Raw genomic sequence first — 15574 nt, forward strand, 5'->3', positions numbered from 1 at the left:
GCTTCGGAAGGAGGGGACGGCTCAGGCCTGCAGCTTCACGTACTTGCCATGGGCGGCCGGATCGGGCACGAACCAGGCGGGCTGGCCGTCCTTGTCGCGGCCCAGGCGGGCGTCGGGCACCGGCGGGTTGGCGGCGTCGAAGCCGCGCGGCGCGATGGCGCGCCCGGGCAGGAACTCCGCCTGCTGCATCTCGGCGACCGATTCCTTGAACGCCGACTTGATGGTGGCGATGTCGTCGCGGGTGTGCGCGGTGGTCATGAAGCAGGGGAAGTTGTCCAGGATGTGCACGCCGCGGCTGCGCATCATGGCGAACAGCAGGTCCTGCAGCGGGTGGTCCTCCAGCCAGCTCACGCGCCACAGCGAGGCGAAGTGGCGGATCTCCAGGGGCGCGCCGACCTCGCGGCAGAACGCCGTCAGCTCGTCGGCCATGGCCGCGGTGTGCAGGTTGAGCTGCGCCTGCAGCGCGCCGCCGGCGGCGGCCATGTGATCGAGCGAGGCCTTGGCCGCGGCCAGCGTGAGCGGGTGGCGCACGAACGTGCCGGCGAAGTAGGTCACGCCCACGGTGGGGATCGAGTCGTCGCCGTAGTTCCAGGCGCCGCCGTCCAGGGCGTCCATGAACTCGCGCTTGCCGGCCACCGCGCCGATGGGCATGCCCCCGCCGATGACCTTGCCGTAGGTGGAGAGGTCGGCGCGGATGCCGAACATCGCCTGCGCGCCGCCCGGGTGGGCGCGGAAGCCCGTGATGACCTCGTCGAAGATCAGGCAGGCGCCGCTCTGCTCGGTGATGGCGCGCACCGCCTGGAGGAACTCGCGCGGCTGGAAGTCGGGGCGGCGGCTCTGCACCGGCTCGACCAGCACGGCGGCGAGCTCGTCGGCGTTCTCGCGGATGAACTCCAGCGACTCGGGCGTGCCGTAGTCCAGCACGCGCACGTCGCCGAAGACGCCGCTCATCACGCCCGGCGTGGCCGGGATGCCGCGCGCGCCGCGCCCGGCGCGCACCAGCACCTCGTCGAAGGTGCCGTGGTAGGAGCCGGCGAACAGCACGATGGTGCTGCGCCCGGTGTGGGTGCGGGCGATGCGCATGGCCGCCATCACGGCCTCGGAGCCGGTGTTGCACAGCGCGGCGCGGTCGAAGCCGGTCAACTCGCAGATGCGCGCGCTCACGTGGGCGGCCAGCGGATGCTGCGGGCCGATCTCGTAGCCCTGGTCGAGCTGGCGGTGCAGCGCCTCGTTGATGAAGTCGGGCTGCCAGCCGAACAGGTTCATGCCGAAGCCGTTGAGCACGTCGACGTACTCGTTGCCGTCGATGTCCCAGACGCGCGAGCCCTTGGAGCGGTCGACCACCAATTGGTAGGTGATCTCCTTGGTGGCGGGGCGGAAGCCGTTGACCACGCGCGGGTCGGCCATGTGGGGGCGGTTGTCGGCCGTGAAGGCCTTGCTCTTGGCGGTGCGCTCGACGTAGCGGCGCACGAAGGCGTCCAGGCGGGTCTGCTGGCGGCCGGTGATCTCGCGGTTGGGCGCGGTGTGGATGCGGGCGATGGCGCCGAAGGCCTTCTTGACGTCGTAGCTCACGCCGCCGCTGACCTCGGCCGGGTCCGCGACGGCTGGGGCCGGCACGGCCACGGGCGCGGTGGCGGCCGCGGGCCCGGGGGGCGCCACGGGCGCGGCCACCGCCATGGGCACGGCGGCGGCCGGCGCGCCCGACAGCAGCACGAGCTGCTGCTGCATGAGCTGCATCTGCTGGGCGATGAGCTGCTGGAGCATCGGCGCGTCGGCGCGCGGCGCGGCGGCCGGCGCGAAGGCCGGCAGCGCCACCGCCATCGCCACCGGTGCGGCCACCGGCGCGGCCGGGGCTGCCGTGATCGCCACCGGCGCGGCGACCGCGGCCACGGGCGCGGCGACCGGCGCCGCCACGGGCTCCGGCGGCAGCGCCTGGTCGAGGTGGTCGACCAGCAGGTCGAAGCTGCGGCAGCCTTCCATCAGCTGGCGGAAGGTGATGTTGATGCGGAAATGCTTCTTCACCTGCAGCGCGGCCTGCGTCAGCACCAGCGAGTCGAGGCCCTGGTCGATGAAGGGCGTGGCGCCCTCGGCATCGGCCATGGGCGTGCCCGAGATGTCCTCGAACAGTTCGCGCACCTTGGTGTGCAGCGCGGTGCGGCGGGTGGCGGGGAGGGTGTGGGCGGTGGGCATGGAAGGCTCCGGGGTCGAATCGATGAGGGGGGCGGCGGGCACGGGGGTCGGCGCGGGCGTGGCGATGTCCACCCAGTGGCGCTGGCGCTCGAACGGGTAGGTCGGCAGGCGCAGGCGGGCCTTGCGCTCGCGGGCGTCGAGGCTGTCGAGGTCGAGCTCGACGCCCAGCGTCCACAAGCGGCCCAGCGCGAGCTCGAAGGCCACCAGTTCGCTGGCCGGCGTGTCCGCCAGCAGCGCCACGGCGACGGCCGGCTTGCCCGCGACGGCGTGCTGGCGCGCCAGGGTGGCGAGCGTGGCGCGCGGGCCCAGCTCGATGAACAGGGGCTGCGCGAGTTCGGCCTGCGCGGTGCGCACCGCGCCGGAGAAGCGCACCGGCTCGCGCAGGTGGCGCGCCCAGTAGGCGGGGTCGGTGGCCTCGGCGGCGGTGAGCACGCGGCCGCTCAGCGTGGAGACGATGGTGCGGTTCGGCGCGCTCAGGGCCACGCCGCGCACCAGCGCCTCGAAGGGCGCGACGGCGGCGTCCATCATGGCCGAGTGGAAGGCGTGCGAGGTCTGCAGCGGCCGCGCGGCGACGCCGTCGGCCTCCAGCCGGGCCTGCAGTGCCGCGATGCCGGCGGCCGGGCCGGCGGCGACGCAGGCCGACGGGCCGTTCTCGGCCGCGAGCGACACGCCCTGGGCGGCGTCGGCGAGGTAGGGCGCGAGCCGGTCGGCCACCAGGCGCACCGACAGCATGCGCCCGGCCGGCAGGGCCTGCATCAGCGCGCCGCGCCGGGCGACCAGGCGCGCCGCGTCGGCCAGCGACATCACGCCGGCGATGACGGCGGCGGCGAACTCGCCCACGCTGTGGCCGATCATGGCCGCCGGGCGCAGGCCCAGGTGCAGGGCACGGCGGGCCAGCGCGTACTCGAGCGCGAAGGTGGCCGGCTGGGTGGCCGAAGTCGGTGCCAGCGCGGCGGCGTCGTCGGAGAACAGGGCCTCGCGCAGGTCGAAGGACAGCACGTCCGCGAAGGCGGCGAAGGCCTCGTCGAGCGCGGCGCGGAAGGTCTCGTCGTGCACGTACAGCGTGCGGCCCATGCCGGCGTACTGCGCGCCCTGGCCGGGGAACATCAGCACCGGGTCGTGCTGGCGCGGGGCCGTGGCGCCGGCGATCGCGCAGGGCGAGGTCGCGTCGCGCAGGACATCGATCGCCTCGGCCACGCCGTCGGCCACCAGCGCCAGGCGGTGCGCGAAGGCCTTGCGCCCGACGCGCAGCGTGTGCGCGACGTCGCCGAGGTTGATGCCCGGATGCGCGCCCAGGTGGTCGGCCAGCCGCTCGCGCATGGCCGCGAGGGCCCGGGGCGTGCGCGCCGACAGGGTCAGCAGGCGCGGACCGGCGACCGGCTCGGTCGGCACGGCCAGCGGCGCCTCCTCCAGGATCACGTGGGCGTTGGTGCCGCCGACGCCGAACGAGCTGACGCCCGCGCGGCGCGGCGCGCCGGCGCGCCGCGGCCAGTCGGTCAGGCGCGCGTTGACGTGGAACGGCGTGCCCGCGAAGTCGATCGCCGGGTTGGCGGCCTCGTGGTGCAGCGTCGCGGGCAGGCGCTCCTCGTGCAGCGCCAGCGCCGTCTTGATGACGCCGGCCGCGCCGGCGGCCATCAGCAGGTGGCCGACGTTGCTCTTGACCGAGCCGATGGCGCAGAAGCCGCTGTCGGCCGTGTGGCGGGCATAGGCGCGCGCCAGGGCGGCGACCTCGACCGGGTCGCCCATCGGCGTGGCGGTGCCGTGCGCCTCCACGTAGGAGATGCTGCGCGCGTCGACGCCGGCGGAGGCCAGCGCCATCGACACCACGGCGGCCTGGCCGTCGATGCTGGGGGCGGTGAAGCTGGCCTTGGTGGCACCGTCGTTGTTCACGCCAACGCCGCGCAGCACGGCGTAGATGGTGTCGCCGTCGGCCTGGGCGTCCGACAAGCGCTTCATCAGCACCACGCCGGCGCCGTCGCTGAAGACCGTGCCCTGGGCGCGCGCGTCGAAGCTGCGCGTGTGGCCGTCGGGCGAGAGCATCGCGCCCTCCTGGTGGAGGTAGCCGCTGTTGGGCGGGCAGGTGATGGCCACGCCGCCGGCCAGGGCCATGTCGCACTGGCCCGAGCGCAGCGCGGCGAAGGCCTGCGCCATGGCCACCAGCGAGGTCGAGCAGGCGGTGTTCAGGCTGATCGCCGGGCCGGTGAGGTTCAGGCGGTGCGCCACGCGGGTGGCGACGTAGTCCTTCTCGTTGCCCAGCATCACCGTGAACTCGCCCACGGCCTCGATCAGGTCGGGACGCGGCGCGACGTGGCGCTGGAAGTAGGTCGCGTTGTGCATGCCCGCGAAGACGCCGACCGGGCGCCGCTGGCGGTCCGGCGCATGGCCGGCGCGCTCCAGGCACTCCCAGCAGATCTCCAGGAAGACGCGCTGCTGGGGGTCCATCAGCGTCGCTTCCTTCGGGTTGATGCCGAAGAAGGCGGCGTCGAAGCGGTCGGCGCCGTCGATCACGCCGCGGGCGCGCACGTAGTCGGGGTCGGCGCGCAGGGCGGCGCTCACGCCGGCGTCGAGTTCGGCGTCGTCGAAGAAGCGGATCGATTCGCGGCCCTCGCGCAGGTTGGCCCAGAAGGCCTCGACGTCGTCCGCGCCGGGGAAGCGCCCGGCCATGCCGATCAGCGCGATCGGTTCCTGGGCGGCGGCGGCGGCGTCCAGGCGCGCGCGGTCGGCCAATGGCGCCGCCGGCACGGCGTCGGCCTCGCCGTCGATGGCGAGCGCGATGGCCGCGGGCGTCGGGTCCTGGAAGAACAGGTTGGTCGACAGGCGGCGCGGGCTGGCGGCCTGCAGCGCGGCCAGCACCTTGAGCACGCGCAGCGAGTCGCCCCCGAGGTCGAAGAAGTTGTCGGCGCGACCGGCGCGGTCGATGCCCAGGACGCGCGCGAAGGCGGCGCACACCGCGCGCTCGGTGTCGGTGCGGCCTTCCTCGAAGGGCTCGCCCAGGTCGGGACGGGTGGCCAGCGGCGCGGGCAGGGCGCGGCGGTCGATCTTGCCGTTGGGCGAGCGCGGCAGCGTGGCGAGCACGACGAAGGCCGAGGGCACCATGTACGGCGGCAGCGTCGTGCCCAGGTGGGCGCGCAACGCCGCTTCGTCGGCCGACGCGCCGGGCTGCACGCTCACGTAGGCCACCAGGCGCGCGTCGCCGCCGCCGTCGGCGCGCGCCAGCACGGCGCCCTCGGCCACGGCCGGATGGGTCAGCAGGACGCTCTCGATCTCGCCGAGCTCGACGCGGTGGCCGCGCACCTTCACCTGGTGGTCGTTGCGTCCCAGGTACTCGATCTCGCCGTCGGCGCGCCAGCGACCGATGTCGCCGGTGCGGTAGAGCCGCGCGGCCGGGTCGGCGGAGAACGGATCGGCGACGAAGCGCTCGGCCGTGAGGTCGGCTCGGTCCAGGTAGCCGCGCGCCACGCCGGCGCCGCCGATGTGGATCTCGCCGGCCACGCCCAGCGGCGCGGTGCGGCCCCGCGCGTCGAGCACGTGGATGCGGCAGTGGTCGATCGGCCGGCCGATGGCGGGCAGCGCGGCCCAGGTCGCCGGGTCGGCCGGCAGCTGCAGCGCCGTCACGACGTGGCTCTCGGTCGGGCCGTACTGGTTGTGCAGGCGGCAGCCCGGCAGGCGCGCGAAGAAGGCGCGCACGGCCGGGCTGGCGTGGAGCTGCTCGCCGGCGGTCATCACGTCCTGCAGGTCGGGCAGCGCCTCGTCGGCGGCGACCATGAAGTCGGCGATGTTCTGCAGCGCGATGAAGGGCAGGTAGAGGCGCTGGACGCGCTGCGCGCGCATCACGGCGGCCAGCGCCTGCGGGTCGCGGCGCACCGCCTCGTCGATCAGCACCAGCGTGCCGCCCACCGACAGGGTCGCGAAGATCTCCTGGAAGGCGACGTCGAAGCCCAGCGCGGCGAACTGCAGCGTGCGCTGCGGCGCGGCCACGCGCGGGTTCGCGGCCTGCCAGCGCAGCAGGTTGGCCAGCGCGCCGTGGTGCATCGCCACGCCCTTGGGCGTGCCGGTGGAGCCGGAGGTGTAGATGACGTAGGCGAGGTCGCGCGCGGTCACCGGCGCGGCCGGGCCGCTGGCGGCCGGGGCGGCGGCGGGGTCGAAGGCGGCGAAATCCGCGTCCAGCAGGACGGTGGCCGCGCCGTCGCCGTCGCCGGCCGGCAGCGCGGCGGCGAGCGAGGCCTGCGTGAGCACCACGCGCGGCCGGGCGCCGGCCAGCACGGTGGCGGTGCGCTCCGGCGGGTGGCTGGGGTCGAGCGGCACGTAGGCGCCGCCGGCCTTGAGCACGGCCAGCAGGCCGACCACCATCGCCAGGCTGCGCTCGACGTAGAGCGCCACCGGCACGTCGGCGCCGACGCCCAGCGCACGCAGGCGGGCCGCGAGCCGGTCGGCGCGCGCGTCGAGTTCGCCATAGCGCAGCGCCGCGTCGCCCAGGACCACGGCGACGGCCTCGGGCGTGCGCGCGGCCTGCGCCTCGACCATCGCGTGGACGAGGTCGCCGGCGGGCAGCGCGTCGTCGTCGGCGGCGGCGGCCGGCGTGGTGGCGTTGAAGCCCTCGATCAGGCGCCGCTCGGCCGCGCCGATCGTCGGCAGCGTCGCCAGCGGACGCTCGGCGTGCGCGGGCAGGGCGGCCAGCACGGTGCGCACGCCGTCGGCCCAGCGTTCGGCGGTGGCGCGGGTGAACAGGCCGGTCGAGAAGCGCAGCGCGGCGTCGATGCGGCCGGCGCCGATGTCCAGGCACAGGACCAGGTCGCCGACGGGCGCCGACGTGGGGGCGGCGCCGAATTCCAGGCCGGCCGGCAGGGCGGTGGCGGCATCGATGCCGATGGCGGTGGTGGTGACAGTGGCGGTGGCGGCGTCGCGCAGCGCGGCGTCGAACCGGCCCGGCAGGTCGCCCGCCGACGGCGCGCCGCGCAGGTCGACGCGCACGGCCCGCACGGACGCGGCGCCGCCGGACGCCGGTGCGTCCTCGCGGACGCCGACGAGAAAGTGGTCCAGTCCACCCAGGCGCGACAGCACGACGCCCCAGGCGGCCGCGCAGACCGACCGGACGCCGCAGCCCCGCGATCGCGCCAGGGCCTCGATCGCCTCGACCTCGGCCGGCGCCAGGCCGAAGCGCACGGTGTCGGACGCCGAGGGCGCGGCGCCGTGCGTCGCGCGGGCGAAGTCGGTCGGCAGTTCCAGCCAGCCGGCGTCCCGGACATCCGCCGCGCCATCGGCCGTCGAGGAGACAGGGTGTTCGGAAGTCTGGACTTTCATGATGTGTTTTTATGCCGGGCCATTCCGGAATCGCAAGCCGTTCGGTGCACCTTCGCCGGGGAAGGAAATTCCTCGGTCGCAATTGGTTGCCAATCCCTGCTTGACAGGATTTGCAACTATGACAGCGCGGTAAGAATATTGTGCACCGATCGCTCAGTCCCATGAATACTATTAGCTCAGTTGTAAGTGTAAATTCGCTTACTTAGAGCAAAAAGCCTCACGCGATTGGATGAGCCCCTGATCGGCGTGTCAAAAAGAGTAACAAAGCCGTACAGCCTGGGTTACAGGTGCCGCCGGCGGAGCGCCTGTCGGCGTCCGAGGGTGTGCGGGGGCGGACGCGACGGGACGCCGCGCGCCGCCTAGGACCGGGGGACCAGGTGCTCGTCCCGGGCGTCTTCGGCGAGGTGGGCCACGTCGCCCCAGCCGACGAGGCTGAATCCCTGCGGGGTCCAGAGCAGGCGATTCACGGCCGCGTTGCCCAGATGCCACGTCCGGGGGGCCTGCAGGCCCTGGCCGGTGGCCGCGCGGTAGAGGATGTCCAGCACGCCCCCATGGGCGACCAGCACCACCAGGCCGCCGACGTGGCGCGCGGCCAACGCCGCCGCCGCGCCGGTCACGCGGTCGCGGAAGGTCAGCAGCGACTCGCCGTCCGGGGGCGGCGCGAAGTCCGGGTCGCGCGTGCGCCAGCGCCGGGCTTCCTCCGGCAGCCGGGACTCGATCTCGGCGAAGGTGCGGCCCTCGAAATGCCCGAACGCGCGCTCGCGCAGTCCCGTGTCGGCCACCGCCGCCGCTCCGGTGGCCCGCGCGATGGCCCCGGCGGTGTGCCAGGCGCGCGCCAGGTCGCTGGCGTAGAGGGCGTCGACCGGCTGATCGGCCAGCGCGCCGGCGACCTGGCGGGCCTGCCGCCGGCCGGTGTCGTTCAGGTCGATGTCGAGCTGGCCCTGGATGCGGGTGTCGACGTTCCAGGCGGTCTCGCCATGGCGCACGACGACGAGGCGGGTGGCGTTCAATGCCGCCGGCCCGCTGTCGCCACGGCGCGCGATGCCGTCCGGGTCATCGCGCGGCGCCCGCGCCCGCGCGCTGGACCTCGACATCGACGCGCCGCACGCCCTGCGGCGGCGTGGGGAAGCCGCGCAGCGCGGCCTGGAACATCGCCGGCAGCACGGCGGCGTCGCCGGAATAGGGACCGTCGTTGCGCGCGTGCGTCTCGTAGACCACGCGCTGGGTGCCCAGGTCGCGCATCACGACGCTGACCTCGCGGGCATACCAGGGGTTGGCCATCGGCGGGAAGCCGCCGAAGCCGCCGCCCCAGGCGCCGAAACCGCCGCGCCTGCCCCAACCCCCGTAGCCGCCATACCCGCCGTAATAGGGTCGGCCGTAGCCGAAGCCCCCCCATCCGCCCCAGCCCCCGTTGAGCCACGGGTCGTCCCAGGGCGAGATCACGCGCGTCACGCGGGCGCCGATCTGCACGCTGTAGCGCGCGGCGGCGTCGTCGCGCCGCAATCCGGCGGCATCGAGCGCCGGCATGGCGAAGGCTTCGAGCGCATCGGTCTGGCGCGCCGCCTCCGGACCCTGCTGCTGCAGCGGCAGGCGATCGAAGCGGTAGGCCACGGGCGCGCGCGCGGCGGCATCGGCGGGCAGCTCGGAAAAGCTGCGCACCTGGCTGTCGACCACCCAGCGGGTGGCGCAGCCGCCGAGCGCGAGCGTGCCGGCGAGGAGGAGGGTGATCGATCGCGCGCGCTGGACCATGGGCGGAGTCTCCTGGGGCTGCAAAGGGGGTCAGAGCTGGACGATACGCAGCGCCGAGGGCGCGGCGAATTCCGGCGCGTCGAAGGCCTTGTCGCCCTCGGGGTCGGCCACGCCGGTCGCCTGGAGGCCCCGGAAATCGAAGAGGTTGCGGTCGAGCAGGTGCGAGGGCGCCACGCTCTGCAGGGCGCCGAACATGTTCTCGATGCGCCCCGGGTGCTTGCGCTCCCACTCCTGCAGCATCTGCGCGACCTGCTGGCGCTGCAGGTTCTCCTGGCTGCCGCACAGGGTGCACGGAATGATCGGGAAGGCGCGGTGCTGCGCCCAGCGCACGGTGTCCTTCTCGGCCACGTAGGCCAGCGGGCGGATCACGACGTGGCGGCCGTCGTCGCTCACCAGCTTGGGCGGCATCGACTTGAGCTTGGCGGCGAAGAACATGTTGAGGAAGAAGGTCTGCAGCATGTCGTCGCGGTGGTGCCCGAGCGCGACCTTGGTCGCGCCGAGTTCGTCGGCCACGCGGTAGAGGATGCCCCGGCGCAGCCGGCTGCACAGTCCGCAGGTGGTGCGGCCCTCGGGGATCACGCGCTTGACGATGCTGTAGGTGTCCTGCTCCTCGATGTGGAAGGGCACGCCCAGGGCGGTGAGGTAGGCCGGCAGCACGTCCTCCGGGAAGCCCGGCTGCTTCTGGTCGAGGTTGACCGCGACGATGTCGAAGTGGATCGGCGCGCGCGCGCGCAGCTTCAGCAGGATGTCCAGCAGCGCGTAGCTGTCCTTGCCGCCCGAGACGCACACCATGACCTTGTCGCCCGCCTCGATCATGTTGTAGTCGACGATGGCCTGGCCGACCTGGCGGCACAGCCGCTTCTCCAGCTTGTGCGTCTCGCGCTGGAGCTTCAATCCGCTCGCCGCCGCGCCAGCGGCCGCCGCCTCGGCGGCCTCGTCCTCGATCCAGATGGCACTCATTTCAAATCCTTTTCAATCTTGAACCCGACCGACCCAACCCATCGACTCCGACGGAAAGTTTACGGAGTGCGGGTGGACTTGGAAGTGCCCGGGTCGAACCGGGCCGCTTGAGAGGAATGCCCTCGGCGAAAATCGAGCGATGAGCTGAGACGATACCGCCATCCCGGACGCCAGCGTGAATCCGCAGGCCGACCACCTCGGGACGCTCTCACAGGCCAGTAAGCCAGTCCCGCCCCGCACGGCCTTGGCGGTTCAACGAAAAATCGTCAAATGGGCCGGCAAGGCCGTTCACGACTTTTCGATGCTCAGCGACGGCGACGTCGTCATGTCTGTCGGGCGGCGCCGATCGCTGCACGATGCCCGACGCCCTCATCCACCTCAAGCGCGAGGCCCCGATCGATTGTCGGGTGACATCCTGTTTGACCAGGACGGCGCCATCGACGCCTTCCAGCGCATCATTTCCTTCGACTGAACCGTCGCAACGACGGCGTGTTTCCGTGAACACGGCAAGAAGCAGGTCAGGGCCTCGACGCCCCGGGCGCACCACCCCCAACGCGACACACCGGACACGCTGACCCGACCGGATCGGGTGCGCGCCGCCAGCAGCGCCTGGCGCGCCGCGCACGACCCACCACCACATTCGTCGGTCAAGGGAAAAAGCTTTCAACCCTTGCGGTGCACGGGTGCACGGGTGCACGGGTGCACGGGTGCACGGGTGCGTGAGTCAGTGCCCGCACGGGGCCTGTCGAAATAGAACGACAACTTAAGACGTCGATTCCAATGAGATTTCTTCCAAATTCTGAATGGGATTTTTACTTTTGAAATAATTGTTCATTTAGATTTGGATTTAAATTTGGATTTAAATTTGGATTTAAATTTGGATTTAAATTTGGATTTATCATGGTCGCTGAACGTATGGCTGGCTGAAGCGGAATCATTTCGCCATGGTTCGTCGTCGGGTCGCTGTTGCGCTGTGATTCGGAAAGGCGGACGTCGGGAATTTCTCGAAAAAAGCTCACGACGATGCACGTCGCGTCATTGCCCGTAACGACGACGGAAGGCCTATGTTCACTGAACGAAGAGAATGGTATTGAAAAAATACTTCGCTCTTCTTTTTGGTATTCACGATTTTTATTACTTGGAGTTATGAAATGAAGATGATGAAGAAAGCAATCATTGCCGCAGCAGTGGCAACGGCATCGGTGGGATCTTTTGCTGCATCGGCCGGCTTGACCGTGATCGGAACGGTCACGCCCGAGGCGTGTGGCATCACGTTGGCGGCGGGCGGCGCGGTTGACTTCGGGGCTTTGTCTTCGGCCACCGTCAGGGGCTACCCCGTTTTCGCCGGCAATTCATACCGCATGCCGGACAAGACGCTGGCGCTCGACGTCACGTGCGCCGCGCCCACTGCCGTGGCGATCAACTGGACTGACAACCGGGCAGCCAGCAGGATGCCAGTCAATGCCGACGATTCTCTGCGCGCTGGATTGGGTGTCAGCGGCTCCTCGAACATTGGTGCTTACCAAGTGAACTTCGGGTCGGTGCAAGTCACGCCTACCACGGGCGGTACCGCGGCGGCTGCCGCAGGGGTTCTGGTTCGCGCGAAGAACACCGCGGGTGCCTGGGCGGCTTCTTCGGGCTTCAATGGTTCCTTTTTTGCGCCTACCTTGGCGACTGGTTTCAAGCAGGTGGCTGCCGATACCGCGCCTCCGGCACTGGTAAAGCTCACTGCAAATCTCTTGGTTCAGGCTTTTGTGAGCAAGACCCTAATCGATTCCGCGACCACCGCCGTCACCCTCGATGGCTCGTCCACGTTCAATCTCGAATACATCTGATCGAGTTCGGCCTGCCATTTTCGGATGGCGGGCTTTTTTATTCCCATCATGAGAAACAAGCTTGTTGCGTCCTTGGCGGTCCTGGCCTGCCATTTCGGACCCGTTGCGAATGCCACCGGAATCCAGCCGGATTCGACCATCGTGATGCTGTCGGCCGGCGATGGACAGGCTCAGATGGCCGTCAAGAACACCGAAGCCGTGCCATTGCTGATGCACGCGAAAGTGATCGATTTGCCGGGCAGTGAAAATCTCACGGTCATTCCGCTGCCCGAAGTCACGCGCGTGGAAGCCAACGGCCGCCAGATCGTCCGATTCGCGCTCACGAAAACCACGGGTGAAATCACCAAGCAGGTTCTCAAGCGCGTGAGTTTTGAAGGCATACCGCCGAAAAACACGGACCCCGAAAAATCCGTGGTGACGATCAATGTGCGCCAGACCATTCCGATGGTGATTTCGCCCAAGGGACTCGTTCAGGATCCCGAGCCGTGGAAGAAATTGAAGATCTTCGCGGCCCCCGATGGCCTCCAGGTTGTCAACGACAGTCCCTTCGTCGTGCGCCTGAAAGCGGACGCCAAGGTATTGCCCGCCGATGTCGATGTCCGGCTTTTACAGGACACCTACATCCTGCCAGGCGCAAGCGCCAAGGCCGAATTGCCAAAGGACGTGCAAGCCAAGGACGTTCAGGCCGTGAAGATCTTTCCCGCATCGCCCTGGGGTTTCGCCGTAGAGCCTTACGACATCGCGATTTCAAAGGCGAAGTGATCCCGGCTTTCGCCATTGCGATGTCCCACGTTGGCGCGCGTGAAAAAACAAAAAAGATTAGCCGAGGAGGTCGCATGGATCAAATTTTGGGTAGGAGCAAGAACTGTTTTTCCTTCGGCTGCGACGGCGTTGCGACGGAGAAATACCTGAACCTTGGAATTTTCCGATTCTTTCTGATTTGGGCCATGGTGTGCTGCTCGACGTCCCAGGCGCAGGAAACGCCGACGGTCGACGAATCGCCCTCACGCGTCAGGCCGGACCAGGACAAGGCGAAGGCCTCCGGCCCGTCGCGTCCGGCCCCGGCGGAAGCGCTGACCGTGGCGGCCATCGACAAGCTGATGGTGCAGTTCGATACCGAAATCCTCAAAGAGCGTGGCATCAGCCCCATGGTGGGCGAATATTTCCGGCGGGGGGCGCGCTTCTCGCCCGGCAATCAGCTCGTTACCTTCATCGTCAACGGCAACGACGTGGGTCGCAAGAACGTGCAGTTCAGTTCCGTCGGAAACCTGTGTTTCACGCCCCTGCTCGTCAAATCACTCGGCCTGAAGACCATCGAGCAATTGGCGCAGGAGCATCCCGGTGCCGTCAGCGATTCGTCGTGTCCCGATTACCGCGACCATTCGCCGCGCACGCTCATCGCCTTGCGCCCCGGCGAATCCATCATCGACCTCACGGTGCCGCCCGACGATCTGGTGCCCGTGCCCCGGGCGTTTCGCACCGAGATCGGTGGCATGGGAGCGCTCTTCAATTACCGGGGCTACACCTATGAGAGCAGGTTCAACGGCTTCGAGGGGGTCGGCGGCGCGAAGAGCACCTACACCTATGCTGACACCGAACTCGGCTTCAACGCCAACGACTGGATCGTGCGGTCCCGGCAGTTCTACACGTCGTCCAGCGAAGGCGAGTCGCGCCTGCGCTGGCAGGCCGCCTATGCGCAGAAGACCTTCGCCGACGAAAAGCAGGTCCTGCAGGTTGGCCGCATCGTCAACAACAACCCCCTGTACGCGGGCGTGCCGATCGTCGGCGCGCAATGGTTTCCGGAGCGCGGCCTGCGTCAGTTGCAGAGTTACCCGATCCGGGGCGTGGCGGCCACGCGGGCCCGCGTGGAGGTTCGCCAGGGCGGCGTGCTGCTTTATTCCACGGTGGTGCCGTCGGGTGCCTTCACCCTCACGGACTATCCCCTGAACAACAAGAGCATCGACCTCCAGGTGCTGGTGATCGAGGAAACGGGCAGCCAGCAGGTCATCACCGTGCCGTCCTCGTCCCTGCTGCTGGCCAGCGACAACACGCAAAACGAGGGTTTTTCGCTGGCCGCGGGACAGCTATGGGACCAGACGAACGTGCGGACCTACGAGCGCGTGCCCGTGGTGAGCGGCGCCTACGGTTGGGCACTCGGCCCTCTGAGCGGAACGCTCGGCGGCATCCTCGCCAAGGAATACGTCTCAGCCGGCGCCGCGGCCAATTGGCGCCTGGCGCCCAACGCGAGCGTGTTCACGCAGTTCATCGGCGCTCGCGACACGGGGCACGACCTCACGGGCGCGCAGGGCAGCGCGGCACTGGCCTGGCAGCCGAGCGAAGCGGTGTCCCTGGGGCTGTCGGGCAATCTGCGCACGCGCGACTACCGCACCGTGCAGGACGCCGCGAGCATTTACCAGCGCCCGCGCTACGGCATCGGGGCACGCTCGCAGCTGGGAACGAATGGCTCCTGGAGCCTGGGTCGCTGGGGGTCGGTGTTGGCGGGCGTCACGCGCGAGAGCTATTTCGACGGCGACGCGGGGCACGTCTATTCCCTGGGCTGGGGAGGAAACTGGAACCGCATCTATGTCCAGGTGGGGGTCTCGCGCAACACGGCGCGCACCTACCTGAGCGATCCGAGCCAGCCCGGATCGGCCACCGTGCTGCAGCGGCCGAGCACCTTCGCGTACGTCAACGTGAGCATCCCGCTGGGCAACACGGCCAACCTCAACACCTACGCACGGCGTAACAACGACGTCACCCGCTACGGCACGACCGTGAACCAGCGCCTGAACGAGGTGGTGAGCTATCAGGCTGCCGTGGAACGCGCGAGCGACCGCCCGGGCATGGAAGCGACGGCATCGGTCACGGTGGTTCCACGTTACACGTCGCTGACGCTGGGGCTGTCCGACCGCCAGAATGGCAGCAGCCGGTACGCTGAAATCGCAGGCAGCGTGCTGGCGACGTCGATGGGCGTGGGTTTCTCGCCCTATCCGGTCCAGGACACCTTCGGGAGCGTCAAGACCGGCAACGTGGCGGGGATCCGCATCGACACGCCACAAGGTCCCGTGTGGTCGGGGCCGGGGGGTGTTGCGGCGGTGCCATCGCTGCTTGTCTACCAGGACTCGCGCTTGGAGACGGATTTGACCAAGGTACCCCTGGACGTGGACGTCGACAACCCGCTGCAGGTGCTCCAGGCCGGGCGTGGCGCGGTGGTCAACACGGATTTCGCAGCGGTGCGCGTGCGTCGCCTCCTGTTGACCGTGCAGGACGCGGAGGGTCGACCGGTGGCGGGCGGCTTGCCGGTGCTGCGCGGCGGCGACGAGTTCTTCTCCACCACCGGCGCCGGGGGCCAGACCATGATCAGCCGGATGGTGGAGGGCGACTCGATCTACATCGAGACGGCACCCGACAAGCGCTGCCTGATTCAAAACATCCAGACCCAACCTCGCCAGGACGGCGAGCTTTTCGAAAACGGGACGGCCCTATGCAAATGAACCGCTTGTCGCGCATGCGCAGTCACCAGGCCATGACACCGCATG

General features: G+C 69.8%; 8 protein-coding genes and 1 pseudogene. 4 read left to right on the forward strand and 5 right to left on the reverse strand.

The genetic code is table 11. From position 1 onward, the window contains the following. Window positions 1-21: 21 nt before the first annotated feature. The 5 genes and pseudogenes from NF681_05680 to ttcA form a co-directional block, all read right to left on the reverse strand. Complete coding sequence (locus tag NF681_05680; protein UST55682.1) at window positions 22-6714, reverse strand: amino acid adenylation domain-containing protein; 6693 nt, start codon at window positions 6712-6714, stop codon at window positions 22-24. Window positions 6715-6983: 269 nt separating this feature from the next. Beyond that, window positions 6984-7079: pseudogene (locus NF681_05685) on the reverse strand (polymer-forming cytoskeletal protein). Between the two features lie 771 nt (window positions 7080-7850). Then, window positions 7851-8501, reverse strand: a complete 651-nt coding sequence (locus NF681_05690; GenBank protein UST55683.1) for a histidine phosphatase family protein — start codon at window positions 8499-8501, stop codon at window positions 7851-7853. 43 nt (window positions 8502-8544) lie between these two features. Further along, on the reverse strand, window positions 8545-9240 hold the full coding sequence (locus NF681_05695) for a hypothetical protein (protein ID UST54686.1): 696 nt from the start codon (window positions 9238-9240) through the stop codon (window positions 8545-8547). A 30-nt stretch (window positions 9241-9270) separates the two neighbouring features. Continuing rightward, a complete protein-coding gene (ttcA, locus tag NF681_05700) occupies window positions 9271-10200 on the reverse strand; it encodes a tRNA 2-thiocytidine(32) synthetase TtcA (protein UST54687.1) in 930 nt (309 codons plus the stop codon). A gap of 175 nt (window positions 10201-10375) precedes the next feature. On the opposite strand from ttcA, the gene NF681_05705 reads away from it, so the two are divergent. The 4 genes from NF681_05705 (at window position 10376) to NF681_05720 (ending at window position 15529) form a co-directional block, all read left to right on the forward strand. Continuing rightward, complete coding sequence (locus NF681_05705; protein UST54688.1) at window positions 10376-10672, forward strand: hypothetical protein; 297 nt, start codon at window positions 10376-10378, stop codon at window positions 10670-10672. Window positions 10673-11351: 679 nt separating this feature from the next. Continuing rightward, a complete protein-coding gene (locus tag NF681_05710; protein UST54689.1) occupies window positions 11352-12035 on the forward strand; it encodes a DUF1120 domain-containing protein in 684 nt (227 codons plus the stop codon). A 48-nt stretch (window positions 12036-12083) separates the two neighbouring features. Then, window positions 12084-12797: a fimbria/pilus chaperone family protein gene (locus tag NF681_05715; protein UST54690.1), complete on the forward strand. Its 714-nt coding sequence runs from the start codon at window positions 12084-12086 to the stop codon at window positions 12795-12797. Window positions 12798-12871: 74 nt separating this feature from the next. Then, window positions 12872-15529 (forward strand): fimbria/pilus outer membrane usher protein, encoded by a 2658-nt coding sequence (locus NF681_05720; GenBank protein UST54691.1) that lies wholly within the window; start codon window positions 12872-12874, stop codon window positions 15527-15529. The last annotated feature ends 45 nt before the right edge of the window (window positions 15530-15574 follow it).

The organism is Comamonadaceae bacterium OTU4NAUVB1 (assembly GCA_024372625.1).
In the GTDB taxonomy this organism is placed as follows: Bacteria; Pseudomonadota; Gammaproteobacteria; order Burkholderiales; family Burkholderiaceae_C; genus Variovorax.